We start from the raw sequence: 15,749 nt of genomic DNA, 5'->3' as shown, positions 1-15,749 counted from the left end.
CTCTGCGTCTTCTCTGAGAAGCCCTTTGCGCGTATCCATGGATTCACTCAATTCTCTGGCAAGCTAGCACAGCATGGGAATCAAGCCGCGCAAACACGTCAGACATCGTAAGAATTCTCATGTGACCATTGTTCAGCCATTCTTGACGGAATATCGCCAGTCGTTCTTCCGTCGGTTGAGTGATGATCTGCGCTCGCACGGAATCGGGCTCACGATTGCCCACGGGGCCCCCTACAGCAGGGGGATAAGCGCACGCTCCGACGCGATCGCCATCGACGGCGCCATGCGACTCCCGCAATACAGCACATGGGTCATGGGCCGTCCGTTGGTCTACAAGCGGCTCGGGCCACTGCTCCAGTCGTCCGATGTGCTGGTGCTCGACCAGGCGCTGCACAATCTGGAGTTGTATCCACAACTGGCCCGGCAGCGGAGGAGCCGTGGGCCGGCCGTATCCATGTGGGACCACGGCAGGACCTACGCCATTCGCCAATCACGGATCGAGGAATCGGTCAAGTACGCCCTCACCCGGCAGGCCCGGTGGTTCTTCGCCTACACCGAAGGCGGGGCGCGAAGCGTGGTACAGCACGGATTCCCCCGGGACCGGGTCACTGTGGTCCAGAATTCCACCGACACCGTCGCCCTTCGCGAGAACTATCGGTCGGTGCCGCCGGATCAGCTGTCCCGGTTCAGAGCTGAATTCGGCCTGACTCCGGGCCGCACAGTGCTGTATGTAGGGGCGTTGAGCACCACCAAGCGGATCCCGTTTCTCCTGGAGGCGGCGGAGTACGCCGCCCGGCTACTGCCGGACTTCCGTCTGCTGATCGCCGGGCTGGGCGAAGAGCTGGAGCGAGTGACGGCAGCGGCCGAGCATTCGACGGCAATCATTCCGGTCGGGCAGGCGTACGGCGCCCGCAAGGCGCTGCTCGGCGCTGCCTCCGAGCTGATGCTCATGCCAGGGCCTGTAGGGCTGTGCGCGGTGGACTCCTTCGCTCTGCAGACACCGATCGTCACCACGCACTGGCCGTTCCACGGTCCGGAATTCGAGTATCTGGGAGATGGCCGCAATGCCGTCGTGGCTCCGAACGACCCATCGGCCTACGCCCGTACGGTGGTCGCTCTGCTGACTGATCAGGAGAGGCTGGCCGCCCTGCAGCGACACTGTGGCGCGGACGCATGCCGCTACACCGTCGAAGAGATGAGCCGACGGTTCACCGAGGGCCTGGTGAGGCTGGTGGGTGAGATCAGGGGTTGACCACGTCCACCAGGTGCGGTTCCCGGGCGACCGGGTTGGCGGGGAAGGAGACGCCAAGGCCTCCGCTCACGTACCAGTGATGGTGTGGCATATCGCGGAAGTGCAGGAAGCCGCGGTGTCGTTCCTCGGACCAGCTGGCCAGTACCGGTGAGGTGTGGCTCCTGGTGGACACGATGACGGCGCGGTCCGTCAGGGCCGGGGCGGCTGCCGCGAGTTCGGCGCGTTCGTGCTCCGGTGTGAAATGAGTCTCCATGGCGAGAAGGTCGATTCCGCGCTCCTGGACCTCCGGAGCGGCCAGCGCCCGCGCCGAGTCGCCGATCACCAGGTCGACCACGTCGGCGTACGGCCCGCGGATCAGTTCCCCGGCCGTGGGATCGATGTCGATGGTGGTGAGCCGACCGTGGCCGTTGCGCAGCAGCGCCGCGGCGATCAGACAGCTGGAAAGGCCGCGGTACGGTCCGGTCTCGACCACGTGCCGGGGTGAGAGGGCCCGCACGAGCGCGTAGTGGAGGACCCGGCGGCCGTAGCGCACCTCGTGGTCGCACGTCCGGCGCCGGGGACTTTGGACCATGCCTTCCCGCAGGGTGCGGCGCAGGTCGGTGTCCTCTTCGACCTCGCGCAGATAGCCGCGAGCCTCTTTCACTGGAATCCCGGTCACTGTTGCGATGAACCAGGCGAGGTGTTCCAAGTTGAGTGGTTCGAGATCGTAGGTGAAGGACGACAGCTCACGGGAGTGCAGCAGCCATGAGGCGGACTGCTTGAGCACGTGGGTGTCATGACGGGCGACGGTGATCGCGCGCAGGGGAAAGGCGGCCAGGAGGGCGAGCGGACTGGCGGCGATCTTCCGCGAGAGAGAAGTTGACGTTGGTGCCATAGCGCCAGAATACGTGGACAAACGGGCAAATCGGGATGCGGGGAGGCGACTTCTAGAATCTTTTTCCGGTCATGGCCTCCGGGACGTGTTCCACCTCAGGAGGCGGATGAACCCCGTCACGGAAGAACACCGCGTCACACTGGAGCATCTGGCCCGTTCTTTGATCGGTGAAACCGGGCAACACGCCCATCAGCGTGAGACCATATCGGCTCTGGGCGAGGTCAAGTGCCTTATCCCAGTGCAGGCCTCCCTCGTACAGCGATACACATGAGACCTCCATCTGGAGTCCCACGCAGTCCTGGATACGATCCCCGGCCCCACGCAGGACGGCTCCCTCGTATCCCTGGACATCGAGTTTGAGGAAGACCCGGTCTTTCGGGCACGTCAGTTGAGGCCACAGTGTTTCGAGTCGAAGCTGTGCGACCTCCTGCCGGTCGACATAACCGGATTCCGGACACGCATCAAGATGCCTCGGCAGCATCGGAAGAATTGAACTGCTCGCCCCGTCGTTCCCGGACACGTTGATGGTGACGGTGACATCCTCATCGCCGAGCGCGTACGGAAACGCCGTCCACAGGGCATCCGTGGCTGCCCGACGGCGCAGGATCTCAAGAGGTCCGCTCAACGGCTCGAAGGAAATGATCCGTCCGCGGTATCCGAATTTCCGCAACATCGCACCGTACTGTCCACGGTTCGCCCCGACATCGACAACCACATCGACATGGAAGAAGGACAGCAACTGTGCGAGTCGGTACTCGAGAAAACACCCGGGGAACCGCCTTACGTCGATGCCGAAGTACTGGGCTGCCGTGCGGGCTCGGTGCAGAATAGTCACTTAATCATTCTGCATCTGGGCTCCTCGATTCACGGTAATGCGCTTCAAGTAGCGTGTCGGCCTTGGGGGCAGGCGGAACACGCACGGCGGCCGACGGCTGCGTCCGCTCATCAGCCCACGCCGCCGCCCAGCAACCGGGCGAGCCTGCGCACTGCCCCGTCGATCTCGCGGGCGCACGCATCCAGGATGTCGCGGGGCATGCCCACCGGGTCCGCGATGTCGTCCTCGTCCGCCGGGAGCGGAGTTACGACACCCCGACGGGCGGCCACAGCCGCCACCATGGCGTCGAAACCGCCCTCGGCCCCCAGACCTTCCCCGCCCGGTACCCCGGCGGCGAGCCGTACGAACTCCTTCAGGGTGAAACAGCGCCGCATCGCCGACGGCGCGAGGCGCACGGCCGCCTCCCGGTGCTCGCGCGCGAGCCCGAGGACCAGCGCCGCTTCCGCGACGAGCCCCTCGGTGAGCGGGCGGGCCGTGAAGCCGCAGCCGTCACCGCCCAGCTGCTCCAGCACCGCCCTGGTGGAGCCGTCCATGCCCGAGCGGTGCCACGCCTCCGTACCGGCGCTCTCCGGCCGTACTGCCGAGCCGAGCGGAAGCCTGGCGGCCAGCAGCCGCTCAGCGAGCACCGAACGGTGCACGTTGCCGGTGCAGACGAAGAGGACCCGGGTCATGGACCGTCCGGAGGACGCATGGGCCATGGCCCGACCGCGTGACATGTGGTTCATTTCCCGCCCGATGGACGCGTCACCGCGGGTTCGGCGGTCTCCTCAACGGCCGCTGACGTACGCGGAGTGGGCAACTCGCCGTACCGCCCGTAGTAGCCGTACTGGCCGTAGCGGCTGCCCTTGGGGACCGGAGTCATGCTGAAGACGGTGCCAAGAACGCGGACGCCCACGCGCTCGAGCGATTCCGCTGCGGTGCGGACCTGCTCCCTGCGGGTCTTGGCGGCGCGGACGACGAGCAGCGCGCCCTGGGCGAGCGAGGCGAGTCCGACGGTGTCGGCGACCGGCAGCAGCGGCGCGGTGTCGACGATCACGACCTCGTAGGTGTCCGCCAGTTCGCGCAGCACCTCATTCATGCGCGCCGAGGCGAGCAGCTCCGTGGGGTTCGGCGGTACGGCACCGCTGGCGAGCACCGAGAGCCCGCCGCCGACCTGCTGCATCACGTCCTCGATGCGGGCCTGCCCGATGAGCACCGTGGTCAGACCGGCGTCCTGGACGAGACCGAAGGTCGGGGCCACGCACGGGCGGCGCAGGTCGGCGTCCACCAGGCAGGTGGAGACGCCGGCCTCGGCAAGCGAGAGGGCGAGGTTCGCCGCGGTGTTGGTCTTGCCCTCGCCCGGCACCGAACTCGTCACCACGATGATCCGGGGCGGGTCGTCGACCTGGGAGAACTGCAGGTTGGTGCGTAGCTTGCGGAAGGCCTCGGCGCGCTTGGAATGACCCTCGGCGGTGACGAGCGGCTGCTTGGGGGCGTTCCTGTCGTACGGGATGGCGCCAAGACCCGGCAGCCCGATGAACTCGCCCAGCGCCTGGGTCGCCTTGAACGTGGTGTCGAGGGTCTCGCGCAGGGCGACGAGTCCGGCACCCAGCAGCAGGCCGCCGATCGCTCCCGCGGCCAGGTTCAACAGGGGGCGGGGCGAGACCGGACCGGTGGGGGCCACGGCATCCTGGATGATGCCGAGGGAGACGGGCGAGGTGGTGTCGCCCTTGGGGCCCTTTCCCGGCCGCTGCGGTCCCAAGTCTCGTCTGGGTGTCTCCAGACGCTCGACGACCGCGCTGAACCGCTGCGCCACGGCATTGGCGATGCGTGCCGCCCGCTCCGGCTCGGTGTCCCTGACGCTGATGTCGATGAGCACGGTGTTGAGCGGGGCAACGGCAGTGATCTGGGACGCCAGCCGCTCCGGCGTGGTGCGCAGCCCCAGCTGTTTCACCACGGGCGCGGTCACTTGACGGGTGGTCACGATCTCGGCGTACGACTGCACGCGCGCCTGCGAGAAGCTCTGCCCCTGGTTCAGCTGGGCCGTGTCGTCACCGGTGCGGGTGGCGACGAAGAGCTCGGTCCTGGCCGCGTAGACCGGGGTGCTCATGCCCGTCACGGCGAGCGCTGCCCCGATCGCGAGCACCAGACAGACCACGACGGTCGGCCAGCGTCTGGAAACAGCCTTCAAGAATCCACGGAGATCCAAACTGCACCCCATCATTGATCGAGGGAACCACCCGAAATGCGTGTTCTGTTCCCTGTGTGTGCAGCCGAAGATAGGGACTCGCACACTTGAATCGGCGGAGGCACCCCAGGGCGGCAGGGCAAACGACCCTGGTGACGCACACCGACCGGTCATCCCGTCGCTCCCCTTAGGGGATGTCACAGGTCGGCTCTTAGGGGATGTCACAGGTCGGCAGCAAAGCCGGGCCCGAACACCCGGGCCCGGCACGTCACTCCGCGGGACCAGGTACGTTCGATGACGTGGCTGGATTCAGGAACGGACGCGGGGGCCGGGACAACCGCCCCCCGCAGGGACAGCAGGGGCCGCAGGGGCCGTCGTACGGCCGACGGGGACCGGGGCCGTACGGACAGCAGCCCGGCGGACGGCAGCCCGGCGGGCCGTCGCACGGCTACCCGTCGGCGCCGCAGCCGTACCCGCAGCAGCGGCCCGCGTACGGCCCCGGCGGCGGGCAGTGGCAGCCGGACGACGGACCGGAGTACTTCGGCGACGGCGGCTACGCGGGCCACGGTCATGGCCACGGCGGCGGACACGACCCGTACGCGGCCAACAACCCGGGCCACACCCAGGCGTTCTCCATCGACGAGGCCGCCGGCTACACCCAGGGCGCGACCTACCACGCGGGCTCGGCCGCCGCACCCGCCGCCCCGCTGGGCCCGCCCCTGCACTGGAAGGAGCTGCTGAGGGGGATCGTCTTCTCCCCCGCCCAGACCTTCCTGCACATGCGGGACTACACGATGTGGGGCCCCGCCCTCATCGTCACCTTCCTCTACGGCCTGCTCGCCGTCTTCGGCTTCGACGGCGCCCGCAAGGACGTGATCGACGCCACGCTCTCCAACGCGGTGCCGATCGTCCTTGTGACGGCGGTCGCGATGGTGATCAGTGCCCTCGTCCTGGGCGTGGTCACCCACACCCTGGCCCGCCAGCTCGGCGGTGACGGCGCCTGGCAGCCCACGGTCGGCCTGTCGATGCTGATCATGTCCCTCACGGACGCCCCCCGCCTGGTCTTCGCCATGTTCTTCGGCGGCGACGCCGGCTTCGTCCAGCTGCTCGGCTGGGCCACCTGGGTCGGGGCGGGCGCCCTGCTGACCCTGATGGTCTCCCGCTCGCACGACCTGCCCTGGCCGAAGGCACTGGCGGCGTCGGCGATCCAGCTGATCGCCCTGCTGTCGATCGTGAAGCTGGGCACGTTCTAGGCACACACCGGCTCAGCGAAGGCCCCCGGCACACCGGCCGGGGGCCTTTCACATGCTTCCGCCGGGAGCTGCACGCCCGGCTGCCCGCCAGGCTGCCTGCCCCGGGGCCTAGACGGCGGGGCGGTGGGACTCGGCGAGACGGGTCTTGAGGGTCTGGGCGCCGAGGGCGAGGCAGACCCCGAGCAGCAGGACGTAGAACACGCCGATCTTGCGCAGGTCGTCGAGGAAGAACCACTCCGACGTCAGCCCCGTGAACCAGAACGCCACCAGCGCGAACCCGCCCGAGCGCTCGTCCCGGTAGCCGGCGGTCAGGCACGACCCGGCGACGAGCCCCAGCAGCAGGGCGATGACGACGTACCGCGTCTCCCAGCCCACGTTGCCGCGGGAGAACTCCGACCACACCGCCACGGCCTCCGCCACCGGAGCCCAGGCCACAGCGCACGCCAGGCGCGCCGACCACAGCAGCAGTACGCACCCCGCGAGGCCACTCAGCAGCGCGACCAGAGGGAAGTGCTCCTCAGTGATCATCTCGGACCGCGACACCGCCACCGCGAGGGTGCTGCCGAGGAGCGCGACCATCCCCTCCGGCGTGGGCCGGAACACCACCCGGCCCAGGGACCCGACCCGGCCCGATGCCTTCGCCGCCCGGTCGTGTCGCGGAGCCTCCGCCGGCTCGGGCTGGACGGCCTGCGCACGGGGATCCACGGCGGTCGGGGTCGGTATCAGGGGCGCCGCGGGTATCCGCGCGGCCCGATCCAGTTCGGCCTTCATCTCCGCCGCGTCGGCGAACCGGTCCTCCCGGCGCTTGCGCAGCGCCCGCAGCACGACCGCGTCCATGCCTGGCGGCAGCCCCGGGCGCAGCCGTGACGGCGGCACAGGCTCCTGCACCAAGTGCTGGTGCATCACCGAGAAGGGCGAGTCCCCGGTGTACGGAGGGCGCCCGGTCAGCAGCTCGTACAGCAGGCAGCCCACCGCGTACAGGTCCGTCCGGTGGTCCGTGTCGCGGCCTTCGATCTGCTCCGGCGCCAGGTAGGCGGGCGTACCGACCGCCACGCCCGTCCCGGTCAGCCGGGTCGCCACCTCGCTGAGCGCCTTCGCGATGCCGAAGTCGAGGACCTTGGCCGTCCCGGCCCGGGTGAGCATGACGTTCGCCGGCTTGATGTCACGGTGCACTATGCCGTGGCCGTGGCTGTGTTGCAGGGCCTCCAGCACCTGCCCCACCGCGTCCACCACCTGCTCGGCGGGCAGCGGTCCGTCCCCCAGCGCCTGGGCGAGGGTCCGCCCCTCGACATACTCCATGACCAGGTACGGCACGGCGAAGCCGTCCGCGGCGTCCTCGCCCACGTCGTACACGGCCGCCACACCGGGGTGGTTGAGCGCGGCTGCCGCGTGTGCCTCGCGCTGGAACCGGGCGAGGAACTGCGGCTGCTGCACCAGCTCGGCGGAGAGCGTCTTGACCGCGACGGTACGGCGCAGGCGGTGGTCGACGGCCCGGTACACCGTGCCCATCCCACCGTGGCCGAGCTGCTCCACCAGCTCGTACCGCTGCCCCAGCGCCCTCTGCTCCATCGCGTTCCCCCCAACGGCCGTCCACGTCCTCGTACGTGCCGACCGCCGGCAGTCCGCGGTTCGCGGGCCACGGTTCGCAGACCGCGTTCGGCACACGGAAGGAGACCCTAGACGCCGGGCGCCGTTCCCGTCGGGTGACGTGATCAGAGCCTCATTCGCACGCGCCTGGGACCAGGTCGACAGGGCCTAGGCGTCGAGCACCTGTCCGGCCCGCTTCACCACGGGCGGCTCGACGCTCCACGGGAAGTTGATCCACTCATCGGTGCGCTTCCACACGTACTCGCACTTCACGAGGGAGTGGGACTTCTCGTAGATCACGGCGGAGCGGACCTCGGCGACGGTGTCGAGGCAGAAGTCGCGGACGAGCTTCAGCGTCTTGCCGGTGTCGGCGACGTCGTCGGTGATCAGCACCTTCTTGTCGGAGAAGTCGATCGCGTTCGGGACGGGCGCGAGCATGACGGGCATCTCGAGCGTGGTCCCGACGCCGGTGTAGAACTCGACGTTGACGAGATGGATGTTCTTGCAGTCGAGGGCGTAAGCAAGCCCACCTGCCACAAACACTCCACCCCGGGCGATGCTGAGCACGATGTCGGGCTCGTACCCGTCGTCGGCGATGGTCTGCGCCAGCTCACGAATGGCGGCGCCGAAGCGCTCGTAGGTCAGATTCTCCCGTACGTCACTCATGTCGTGGCCGCCCTCACACCTGGGTCCGATGGAAATTGACGAAGGACCGCGAGGCGGTCGGCCCGCGCTGCCCCTGGTACCGGGAGCCGTAGCGCTCACTGCCGTAGGGGAACTCGGAGGGCGAGCTGAGCCGGAACATGCACAGCTGGCCGATCTTCATCCCCGGCCAGAGCTTGATCGGCAGGGTGGCGAGATTCGACAGCTCAAGCGTGACATGCCCGCTGAACCCGGGGTCGATGAACCCGGCGGTGGAGTGCGTGACGAGCCCGAGCCGCCCGAGCGAGCTCTTGCCCTCAAGCCGCGAGGCAAGATCGTCGGGAAGCGTGATGACCTCGTACGTGCTGGCCAGCACGAACTCCCCGGGGTGCAGGATGAACGGCTCGTCGCCCTCGGGCTCGACCAGCCGCGTCAGGTCGGCCTGCTCGACGGAGGGGTCGATGTGGGGGTACCGGTGGTTCTCGAACACCCGGAAGTACCGGTCCAGCCGCACGTCGATGCTCGACGGCTGCACCATGGAATCGTCATAGGGATCGATCCGTACCCGCCCGGCGTCGATCTCGGCCCGGATGTCCTTGTCTGAGAGAAGCACGCCCCGAGGATACGCAAGGCGCGCGGAGCCGTGACAATCGTGACGACTCCGCGCGCCTGTGTGACCGCCTGCTTACCGCTTGCCTGCCGCCTGCCTGCTGCCTGCTGCCTGCTGCCTGCTGCCTGCTGCCTGCCGCCCGGCTAGTGCTTCTCGAGTGCGACCGGCACCACACTGCGGAGCCGGGCACACCGTGGACACCGGACGAGCCGGCCGGGGCCGAGCCGCTCGGCCTGCTGCATCGGGAACGAAGCGGTACTGAACACGTGCCCATCGGCACAACGGACGACGGTGCGTTCCATCAAGTCCTGAAGTCCCTTCCCCAAGAGCCGCGTCGGGCTGCTGCTTGCCTGACGCCAAAAGCCACATTACGGGATCAAAGAGACGACTCTCCAGGCGGCACTCCGGCCCTGCCCGGACCCTCTCCCACACCCCCACCGTACGCCCCAACTCCGGCCCCCCGCAGCCGGATCCCACCCCTGAAACAGACTCAGACCCCCGGGCCCAGGCACCAGGGGTCTGCGATGATGTACAGTGAGCGAGCGTCCGGAGATCGACCCACGCGGCCGACCCTCCGAACTTACGCGGGTGTAGTTTAATGGTAGAACATCAGCTTCCCAAGCTGAGAGCGCGAGTTCGATTCTCGTCACCCGCTCCATGAGAAACCCCAGGTCAGCGGCCTGGGGTTTTGTTGTCCAGTCTCGGCGGGCCGAGTCGCGCCACCCCGCCGAGGGTCCTGCCCCAGCGAGGCCGCGTCGAACTGCTTGACGAGGGCCGTGGCCTGCGCGCCCTGCCGGGTGCCTCCGGTGATCAGGGAGGCCCAGCGCGGACTGGTGCCCGCTCCGAGAGTGCGGGCGATCTCGTGCAGCGCGGCCCGCTCGGTCATGCAGGGGCGCTGACCGAAGCGCCCGGCTCCGACGGCTCGGCCATGAGCGGCCGGCGCTCCCGTGTCGGGTACGAGTACAGGTCGGCGGGCGAGCCACTCGCCCAGCAGTGCACCGCGGACAGCAATGTCTCCGCAGCGGGCCGAAGGCACCGAGGCGGACCATGAGCCGCCGCGAGCGTCGTGCCGGAACCTGCTGCGGCGCTCGCGAACAGGCGGCACCTTCTGTATGGGACGCGGTACCCGCAAGTTCAGCGGAACGACCAGGTCAGCACCGTTGTCATCAGGAACACGACGACCGCCGCAAGCCAGACCGTCAGGCGCGTCGGCCCCGAAGACCTGACCGACGCCCACTCCTCTTCCTCCCGTGACAGCAGCGCATCCGCGAACACCTGCGCGGTCTGCGGTCGTTCGTCAGGTTCAACGGACAGCGCAGCGCGAAGCAGAGTTTCGATGCCGTCCGGAACCCCCAGCTCTCTGGGAAGGGACGGCAACGACGTCGTCGACGCCTGCTGCGTCACAAGAACTGTGCGACCGCCCGACCCGAACGGCTTGCGTCCGGTCAACAACTCGAACGCGACGACACCGAGGGCGTACACATCGGCTCGACCGTCGAACCCGCCTGTCTGGAAGGCCTGTTCGGGCGCCATGTACGCGGGAGTGCCGGTGGTGACTGTCAGCCCCGACGCGTCGGCCAGTTGCTTCGCGCTGCCGAGGTCCGCGACAAGTACGGCGGCAGGCGTGCGGCCGGCGTCGAGCAGGAGGTTCGACGGCTTGATGTCGCGGTGGATGACGCCCGCGTCATGGAGCACCTGAACTGCGTACCCGGCCTCGGCCGCGAGCCGGAGCGCCTCCGCAGGCCGGCAGTGCCCCGCCTTCTCGGCCAGCGTGCCGCCTCGGACGTAGTCCATGACGAAGTACGGCCGGTCGTCCTGGACGCCGACGTCGTGAACGCGCACGACACGTGGGCTGGAGATCCTGCGGAGCAGCCTCGCCTCCGCCAGGAAGCGCTGTCGTACATCGGCGTTCGACGCCCAGTTGTCGGCCAGCACCTTGACCGCGACATCGGTGTCGAGCTCGGGGTCGTATGCCTTCCAGACGGTGGCGAAGGAACCGGCTCCCAGCCTGTCCTCAAGGAGATAACGACCTAGCTTCTGCATGTGGCAACATTTTTCTTGGGGCGATGTGGCGGATGTGGCCGGCTGTGGTCGGGCACATCCGTGCGACCCAGTGGGGTCCAGGTCGGACGATAGCGGGGGGACAGCAGGGTGCTCGAGGAGGATGAGCTGACGCACCTCGTGGCGTCTGCCCAGGCAGGTGACCGGGCGTCCCTGGACCGCCTCCTCGTCAGGCTTCGGCCCACCGTGATGCGCCGCTGCTCCCGGTTCCTTCCGCACCACGCCGACGCCGAAGAGGCCGCGCAGGACGCCCTGTTGTCCATCAGCACACATCTGCACGAGTACACCGGGCGAGGCTCGTTCCTCGGCTGGGTGACAGTGATCGCCTCGAACGCCGCCAGGTCCACGTATCGCTCGATGCGCCGACGGGCGGAGGACAGTCATGCCGTCGTTCCCGACGGTGTCGACCCACGGACGACGAGCGTCATCGCGGGGACCCGCCTGGACCTGATGGAGTCGCTGGCCGCACTGGAGGAGCGGCACCCGGCCCTGGTGGAGTCCTTCGTGCTCCGCGACCTCGGAGACCTGACCTATCTTCAGGTCGCCGAGATCACCGACGCTCCTTTGGGCACGGTCAAGGACCGCATCCATCAGGCCCGTCGCTTCATGCGGGACCGCCTCGGCGGTGGCCTCTGAGACGCCCCGGCTTCCCGCTCCCACCTGGCATCAGCTCGACCGCGGGCCGGGAGGTGCTGCCGTGCGTGCTCGGACGATCGTCGTCATCCTGGCGGTAGCCATCGGACTCGGCCTGTTGACCGGCCGGTTCGTCCTGCCCGCGCCATCTGCTCCGGCCACCCCGACGGTGACGCCAGGCGCTGCGGCGTCCTCGCCGGGCAACGGCTCTCCGACGCCGAGGCCCGCGAGCGGACCCATGACGAACCGGCACTTGTTGACAGCGGCCGAGTTCAGGAAGGTTGGTCTCTCCAAGCGCATCTACGTGCGGGATCGCGTCGGAGACGGCAACTACGCCAACGCGACCTGCGCCGGCGAGAAGACCCTCGGCGAGACGCTGGGATCGTACGGCGCGCACTTCCGCGGGCTGGTGACGAGCAAGGACACAGGCCACGGCGACCCTACCGAGGCGGCGGACATCGACGATCAGGTCGCACGCGAAGTCGCCGACGACGCCGGAAGCCGCGCCCTGGCTCAGAACTACGCGGAGCGCCTGCTGTTGGAGGAGGTGCCATGCCAGAGCGAACCCGCCACTCACTGGATCTACGGGCCGACGCACACAATTGACGTCGCTGCGGGCATCACCGCGAGTTGGATGGGTGTGTACGACGGCGACCTGAACACCGCAGGGACCGCACCGCGAGGCAAGGAGCCGTGTGGAGGCGTCGCCATACTCCGCAACGGCTCGCACTACGGGGTCCTGGAGATCGATGCCTGCCTGGACACGGCTGGGATGACGCGGATCGTCCGTGCGGCCGTGACACGGCTCTGAGACCACCCCCGCACCACCAGGAACGTGACATGGATCACGTCGATCGTGGCGGATCGCCATCCAACATCTCCCCTACCTCCGGCATCTCCCAGATGTACGACGACGCCAACCGCGTCGCGACCAGACAGGAGAAGAGATGTCCGACAACCAGGCAGCCCGCAGGAAGTTCGCGCGTCGCGGTCGTGCCGCAGGAATAGCCGCCTCCGTCGGTGCCGCCCTGATAGCGGTCGGCATCGGCGCACTTCCCGCCGCCGGCGCGGACACGAGTTCTGCGAGCCGGTCGGCAACCGCCCTTGCCGCCGCTCATGCCGAACCCGGCCTCGGCTCCGCCGGCCTGTTGCAGAGTGACGACTTCTTCCAGCAGGGCCTGACCCCGGTCCGAGCGACGGTGGACCTGACCGGGAAGCAAGCTCTCTCGGCATGCTCCGGCGAGGAGACGATGCGAGAGCTGACCAAGGGGAAGGCCGCCGCCTATGCCGACGTGACCTGGACCTTCGACACCAAAGGCACCTCGCTGACCGAATCCGTCGCGGACGGTACCACCGACACATCGGCGGCCTCGTACGAGAAGCAGCTCGACAAGCTGGTGCGCGGCTGCCAGGACGAGCCGCATGGCCACTGGTACTACGGCAAGGGGCACGCGATCACCGTCAAGGCCGGCGAGGGCAGGTGGTACCCCGCCTTCAACGGCGACAGCAAGGTTGCCGGCGGCGTCGCGGTGATCCGCAGCGGCCACAGGTTCGGCATCGTCGAACTGACCGGTCAGCCCAGCAACGACCCCGGATACATGGAGGGCATCACCGCCGGTGCCATCAACCGGCTCGCCGACTGATCTGGTCCGGGCGGTTCCGGGAGCTGTTCGCGGGGGTGCTGCCACCGGTCCTGGGACCGTCCGGGCCGGCCGGTGAACGTCCGGTCGGGGTTCAGGAACCGGTGGCGTCGGACGGCGGTCGCGGGCCGTCGAAGCCGTGTTCCGAGAGATCTGACCAGTTGCCTGCCGGGTCCATGGCCCGGTACTCGGCGAAGGGGCGGTCGGTGAAGCATTCAGCCGGTTTTGCAGTGCCGGCCGCCACCAGGGCCTCGGAAGTGGCCGCCGTGTCCTCGGTGAGCTCTCGCGCCGTCCGGACCATGTACCGGAGCAGCCAGATCGAAATGTGGTCACGTGTGCACCGTTCCGAGACCCGCCGGCCTGCCTCTCGACCCGCCATACACCTGCGAAGATATAATGAACACCATCGCGTATATCCCAGGAGGTGCACTATGAGTCGGACAGTGATCGACCTCGACGATCAGCTGTTGGCAGACGTAGCCAAGGCCCTCGGCACCAGCACCAAGAAGGAGACGGTGAACACCGCGCTGCGCGAGGTGCTGGAGAACCGGCGGCGGGCCCTGGCACTCACCCGCCTGCGGGCTTCGGCAGAAGAGGGCGCCTTCGACCTCGACCTCTTCGAGGACAAGGGGAACTACCGCCGGTGAACGCCGCGCAGTACCTGATCGACACCAGCGCACTCGCCCGCATGCTCCGCGGCGACGCCGAGCAGTACGGATGGGACCAGGCAGCAGCTGCCGGACTCATCGCCACCTGCCCCATCACCGAGCTGGAGTTCTTCTACAGCGCACGTTCCGCTGCCGACCGCGCACAAGGCATCGAAGACATGCGCCTGCTCTTCGGCTGGGTGCCGGTCGACGACCGCGCCTACGACCGTGCCTGGCGGGTCCAGGGGATCCTCACCCAGCGCGGACAGCACCGCAGCGCCGGAGCCGTCGACCTCGTGGTAGCCGCCACCGCCGAGTTGCAGGGTCTCACTCTGCTGCATCGCGACCGGGACTTCGAGTGCATCGCCGCCGTCACCGGCCAGGCTCTCCAGTGGTACGGCCCCGAAACCGGCAAATGAACCAGGGGCACGCGTCGGCCGCTCCGAGGAAGCCACGACCGTCGGCCTTGCGGCATCGAACGGGCTCTTCGCGCCGCGTGCCCATGGCGTGCCCGTAGGAGGAGACAACCGCGGTCGACAGCGGTGCGATCCTGAGTTTCCGGCCCGCCAGGCGCACGAAGATCGGGCACGCGGAGGGCACGGGTTCCGCGCGGCAGCCGTACGCGCAACGCTTCCAGGCTCGGAAGCTAGGCTTGACCTGCGGTTTCTTAGTGCCGGAAGCTCGTCACAGCGGCAGATCGTCGGGCAGGACCCGGAATGTCTTGTGACGGCCCAAAGGCCGTACGGCACGGAAGTCACGCCGGTCGAGGGTGAGGATCGCGTCGGTGTCGTAGTCTGCGGCCAGCGCCACGTTCACCGCGTCGGCGAGGTCGAGATCCAGTGCGTGGTAACGGACGCGAACGGACTGGGCTGCGCCCAGGTGATCCTCTGTGATCTCCGGCATGACGACCCGGCCCCGGCTCATCCAGCGGCGGAGGTCGTCAACCGCGCTGACGGCGGCCTCCCGCCCGAGCTCTCGCGTGGCGACGTGATCGAGTTCCGCCAGCAGGAGCGGCGACATGACCAGCAGGCCAGCCGCCATGATCGCCTCGTTCGCCGCCCTGTGCTCCGGGTGCGTCGAGTCGAGGGCGGCCAGGAGGCCGGACGTGTCGGCGATGACGATGATCACGCAGCAGTCCCGGAGTCCGTCTTGCGGCGGACCGCGTCGCCAACCACGTCACGGACCTCGGCCTTCGACGGCGTACGTCCCGGCCCCTCGAAGGTGCGCGAGAACAGCGGCTCGTCCCAGACGCGGTTCGCCATCGCCGCAAGGTGGATCCCCTGCCGAATGATCTCCGCCTCGCTTATGCCCCGACGCTTGGCCGCCTCCTTGATGATCGCCAGGTCCTCGGGGTCGGCGTAGACGTTCGTGCGCTTCATGGACATGTACCAAGAGTAGTCCATGTCCCAGATTGATGTATAGCAGGTGCTCTTCCTCGTCTCGCTGTGCCGACAGCCGCCCTCACGGCGCTCGCCGTTGCTCAGGCCCGTCTGCGTCGGGCACGGAGGTCGTCCGCGCGGCCAGCGTGGTCGACCGTGACCCCGCGGC

19 protein-coding genes and 1 tRNA gene are annotated in these 15,749 nt (G+C 68.3%); 8 read left to right on the top strand and 12 right to left on the bottom strand.

All coding sequences use genetic code 11. From position 1 onward, the window contains the following. Positions 1 to 121 precede the first annotated feature (121 nt). The gene (locus ACWD35_RS32810) at positions 122 to 1,252 is read left to right on the top strand and encodes a glycosyltransferase family 4 protein (RefSeq protein WP_451354970.1); all 1,131 of its coding nucleotides are present in this window, start codon (positions 122 to 124) and stop codon (positions 1,250 to 1,252) included. On the opposite strand, the gene ACWD35_RS32805 is transcribed toward ACWD35_RS32810, so the two are convergent. From ACWD35_RS32805 to ACWD35_RS32790, 4 genes are all read right to left on the bottom strand, one after another. Beyond that, positions 1,242 to 2,126: a class I SAM-dependent methyltransferase gene (locus ACWD35_RS32805; RefSeq protein WP_451354969.1), complete on the bottom strand. Its 885-nt coding sequence runs from the start codon at positions 2,124 to 2,126 to the stop codon at positions 1,242 to 1,244. The genes ACWD35_RS32810 and ACWD35_RS32805 overlap by 11 nt on opposite strands. Positions 2,127 to 2,178: 52 nt before the next feature. Further along, positions 2,179 to 2,961 (bottom strand): FkbM family methyltransferase, encoded by a 783-nt coding sequence (locus ACWD35_RS32800; protein ID WP_451354968.1) that lies wholly within the window; start codon positions 2,959 to 2,961, stop codon positions 2,179 to 2,181. A gap of 110 nt (positions 2,962 to 3,071) precedes the next feature. Beyond that, positions 3,072 to 3,632, bottom strand: coding sequence for an arsenate reductase/protein-tyrosine-phosphatase family protein (locus ACWD35_RS32795; RefSeq protein WP_451354967.1), 561 nt, complete (start codon positions 3,630 to 3,632; stop codon positions 3,072 to 3,074). Between the two features lie 50 nt (positions 3,633 to 3,682). Continuing rightward, the gene (locus ACWD35_RS32790; protein ID WP_451355037.1) at positions 3,683 to 5,161 is read right to left on the bottom strand and encodes a polysaccharide biosynthesis tyrosine autokinase; all 1,479 of its coding nucleotides are present in this window, start codon (positions 5,159 to 5,161) and stop codon (positions 3,683 to 3,685) included. A 185-nt stretch (positions 5,162 to 5,346) separates the two neighbouring features. On the opposite strand from ACWD35_RS32790, the gene ACWD35_RS32785 reads away from it, so the two are divergent. Further along, positions 5,347 to 6,381 carry a Yip1 family protein gene (locus tag ACWD35_RS32785; RefSeq protein WP_451354966.1) on the top strand — a complete coding sequence of 345 codons (1,035 nt, stop codon included), beginning with the start codon at positions 5,347 to 5,349 and terminating at the stop codon, positions 6,379 to 6,381. A 108-nt stretch (positions 6,382 to 6,489) separates the two neighbouring features. Here ACWD35_RS32785 and ACWD35_RS32780 read toward each other — a convergent pair whose 3' ends face one another. From ACWD35_RS32780 to dcd, 3 genes are all read right to left on the bottom strand, one after another. Next, the gene (locus tag ACWD35_RS32780; RefSeq protein ID WP_451354965.1) at positions 6,490 to 7,950 is read right to left on the bottom strand and encodes a protein kinase domain-containing protein; all 1,461 of its coding nucleotides are present in this window, start codon (positions 7,948 to 7,950) and stop codon (positions 6,490 to 6,492) included. 186 nt (positions 7,951 to 8,136) lie between these two features. Then, entirely contained in the window at positions 8,137 to 8,634 is a 498-nt protein-coding gene (locus ACWD35_RS32775) for a phosphoribosyltransferase (protein ID WP_451354964.1), read from the bottom strand. Between the two features lie 13 nt (positions 8,635 to 8,647). Next, positions 8,648 to 9,223 (bottom strand): dCTP deaminase, encoded by a 576-nt coding sequence (dcd, locus tag ACWD35_RS32770; protein WP_451354963.1) that lies wholly within the window; start codon positions 9,221 to 9,223, stop codon positions 8,648 to 8,650. 581 nt (positions 9,224 to 9,804) lie between these two features. Between dcd and ACWD35_RS32765 the strand changes: the two genes are divergently transcribed. After that, positions 9,805 to 9,878: transfer RNA gene (locus ACWD35_RS32765), tRNA-Gly, on the top strand. Here ACWD35_RS32765 and ACWD35_RS32760 read toward each other — a convergent pair. Both ACWD35_RS32760 and ACWD35_RS32755 read right to left on the bottom strand, forming a co-directional pair. Beyond that, positions 9,867 to 10,106, bottom strand: coding sequence for a hypothetical protein (locus tag ACWD35_RS32760; RefSeq protein WP_451354962.1), 240 nt, complete (start codon positions 10,104 to 10,106; stop codon positions 9,867 to 9,869). The two genes, ACWD35_RS32765 and ACWD35_RS32760, sit on opposite strands and share 12 nt — an antisense overlap. Before the next feature lie 248 nt (positions 10,107 to 10,354). Continuing rightward, positions 10,355 to 11,263, bottom strand: coding sequence for a serine/threonine-protein kinase (locus ACWD35_RS32755; RefSeq protein WP_451355036.1), 909 nt, complete (start codon positions 11,261 to 11,263; stop codon positions 10,355 to 10,357). A 108-nt stretch (positions 11,264 to 11,371) separates the two neighbouring features. Between ACWD35_RS32755 and ACWD35_RS32750 the strand changes: the two genes are divergently transcribed. The 3 genes from ACWD35_RS32750 (at position 11,372) to ACWD35_RS32740 (ending at position 13,557) form a co-directional block, all read left to right on the top strand. Continuing rightward, positions 11,372 to 11,917: an RNA polymerase sigma factor gene (locus tag ACWD35_RS32750; protein WP_451354961.1), complete on the top strand. Its 546-nt coding sequence runs from the start codon at positions 11,372 to 11,374 to the stop codon at positions 11,915 to 11,917. 61 nt (positions 11,918 to 11,978) lie between these two features. Then, complete coding sequence (locus ACWD35_RS32745; RefSeq protein WP_451354960.1) at positions 11,979 to 12,725, top strand: hypothetical protein; 747 nt, start codon at positions 11,979 to 11,981, stop codon at positions 12,723 to 12,725. A 136-nt stretch (positions 12,726 to 12,861) separates the two neighbouring features. Then, complete coding sequence (locus ACWD35_RS32740) at positions 12,862 to 13,557, top strand: hypothetical protein (protein WP_451354959.1); 696 nt, start codon at positions 12,862 to 12,864, stop codon at positions 13,555 to 13,557. A gap of 91 nt (positions 13,558 to 13,648) precedes the next feature. On the opposite strand, the gene ACWD35_RS32735 is transcribed toward ACWD35_RS32740, so the two are convergent. Next, entirely contained in the window at positions 13,649 to 13,855 is a 207-nt protein-coding gene (locus ACWD35_RS32735; protein WP_451354958.1) for a hypothetical protein, read from the bottom strand. Between the two features lie 130 nt (positions 13,856 to 13,985). Here ACWD35_RS32735 and ACWD35_RS32730 point away from each other — a divergent pair, with 130 nt between their 5' ends. Further along, positions 13,986 to 14,201: a type II toxin-antitoxin system VapB family antitoxin gene (locus tag ACWD35_RS32730; protein WP_351239434.1), complete on the top strand. Its 216-nt coding sequence runs from the start codon at positions 13,986 to 13,988 to the stop codon at positions 14,199 to 14,201. Continuing rightward, complete coding sequence (locus ACWD35_RS32725; RefSeq protein ID WP_451354957.1) at positions 14,198 to 14,620, top strand: PIN domain-containing protein; 423 nt, start codon at positions 14,198 to 14,200, stop codon at positions 14,618 to 14,620. The genes ACWD35_RS32730 and ACWD35_RS32725 overlap by 4 nt, the downstream gene beginning before the upstream one ends. A gap of 265 nt (positions 14,621 to 14,885) precedes the next feature. Here ACWD35_RS32725 and ACWD35_RS32720 read toward each other — a convergent pair whose 3' ends face one another. Continuing rightward, complete coding sequence (locus tag ACWD35_RS32720) at positions 14,886 to 15,329, bottom strand: PIN domain-containing protein (RefSeq protein WP_451354956.1); 444 nt, start codon at positions 15,327 to 15,329, stop codon at positions 14,886 to 14,888. Then, positions 15,326 to 15,586 carry a ribbon-helix-helix domain-containing protein gene (locus tag ACWD35_RS32715; protein WP_351360230.1) on the bottom strand — a complete coding sequence of 87 codons (261 nt, stop codon included), beginning with the start codon at positions 15,584 to 15,586 and terminating at the stop codon, positions 15,326 to 15,328. The genes ACWD35_RS32720 and ACWD35_RS32715 overlap by 4 nt, the downstream gene beginning before the upstream one ends. Positions 15,587 to 15,749 lie beyond the last annotated feature (163 nt).

Source organism: Streptomyces sp. NPDC002671 (genome assembly GCF_053592475.1).
The sequence above is the reverse complement of the archived record's forward strand: the minus strand, read 5'-3'. Positions and strand labels throughout refer to the sequence as shown.

Excerpts from the sequence above, each read along its gene's own strand:
- ACWD35_RS32805 (WP_451354969.1), bottom strand. The coding sequence starts at position 2,126 with ATGGCACCAACGTCAACTTCTCTCTCGCGGAAGATCGCCGCCAGTCCG.
- ACWD35_RS32795 (WP_451354967.1), bottom strand. The coding sequence starts at position 3,632 with ATGACCCGGGTCCTCTTCGTCTGCACCGGCAACGTGCACCGTTCGGTG.
- ACWD35_RS32790 (WP_451355037.1), bottom strand. The coding sequence starts at position 5,161 with ATGGGGTGCAGTTTGGATCTCCGTGGATTCTTGAAGGCTGTTTCCAGA.
- ACWD35_RS32785 (WP_451354966.1), top strand. The coding sequence starts at position 5,347 with ATGTCACAGGTCGGCAGCAAAGCCGGGCCCGAACACCCGGGCCCGGCA.
- ACWD35_RS32780 (WP_451354965.1), bottom strand. The coding sequence starts at position 7,950 with ATGGAGCAGAGGGCGCTGGGGCAGCGGTACGAGCTGGTGGAGCAGCTC.
- ACWD35_RS32775 (WP_451354964.1), bottom strand. The coding sequence starts at position 8,634 with ATGAGTGACGTACGGGAGAATCTGACCTACGAGCGCTTCGGCGCCGCC.
- ACWD35_RS32760 (WP_451354962.1), bottom strand. The coding sequence starts at position 10,106 with ATGACCGAGCGGGCCGCGCTGCACGAGATCGCCCGCACTCTCGGAGCG.
- ACWD35_RS32755 (WP_451355036.1), bottom strand. The coding sequence starts at position 11,263 with ATGCAGAAGCTAGGTCGTTATCTCCTTGAGGACAGGCTGGGAGCCGGT.
- ACWD35_RS32740 (WP_451354959.1), top strand. The coding sequence starts at position 12,862 with ATGTCCGACAACCAGGCAGCCCGCAGGAAGTTCGCGCGTCGCGGTCGT.
- ACWD35_RS32735 (WP_451354958.1), bottom strand. The coding sequence starts at position 13,855 with ATGGTCCGGACGGCGCGAGAGCTCACCGAGGACACGGCGGCCACTTCC.
- ACWD35_RS32730 (WP_351239434.1), top strand. The coding sequence starts at position 13,986 with ATGAGTCGGACAGTGATCGACCTCGACGATCAGCTGTTGGCAGACGTA.
- ACWD35_RS32715 (WP_351360230.1), bottom strand. The coding sequence starts at position 15,586 with ATGTCCATGAAGCGCACGAACGTCTACGCCGACCCCGAGGACCTGGCG.